The sequence below is a fragment of the Acinetobacter sp. NIOH-H-8 genome (assembly GCF_046635365.1).
Taxonomy (GTDB): Bacteria; Pseudomonadota; Gammaproteobacteria; order Pseudomonadales; family Moraxellaceae; genus Acinetobacter.
Window position 1 is genome coordinate 1 of the sequence record NZ_JBHDVN010000296.1, and the last position, 405, is coordinate 405.

General features: G+C 63.5%; 1 protein-coding gene. It reads right to left on the reverse strand.

Going from position 1 to position 405, the window contains the following annotated elements:
* Positions 1–405 (reverse strand): zinc-binding dehydrogenase (locus ACEWB7_RS18315; RefSeq protein WP_411581137.1); only part of this gene is annotated, 405 nt, incomplete at both ends.

The window sequence follows — 405 nt, forward strand, 5'->3', positions numbered from 1 at the left end:
GTCAGGCACTTGCCTAAAAGGGCGAACTGCGGGAACGTGCCAGCGTCAGTGCTCAGCGCGCCGTACTCGAGAAGGATGCCACCGAATGCCATGCACTCCGCGAGTTGGGCGATCGCCGGGCCACCGATGGGGTCGAATACAACGCGCGCGCCCTTGCCATTCGTGATCGCTTTCACCCGGGCCGCGAGGTCCTCCTCTGCCGTGGCAATCACATGGTGAGCGCCGGCCTCTTGTAGCGGTTTCGCCTTCGCGCTGGTGCGCGTCGTTGCGATCACGGTTGCGCCGACGCTACGCGCGATCTGGATTGCGGCAATGCCAACGCTGCTTGACGCCGCCGAGACGATGACAAAATCGTCGGCACCAAGTTTGCCCTGTGCAATCAACGCCCCCCAGGCCGTCACATAT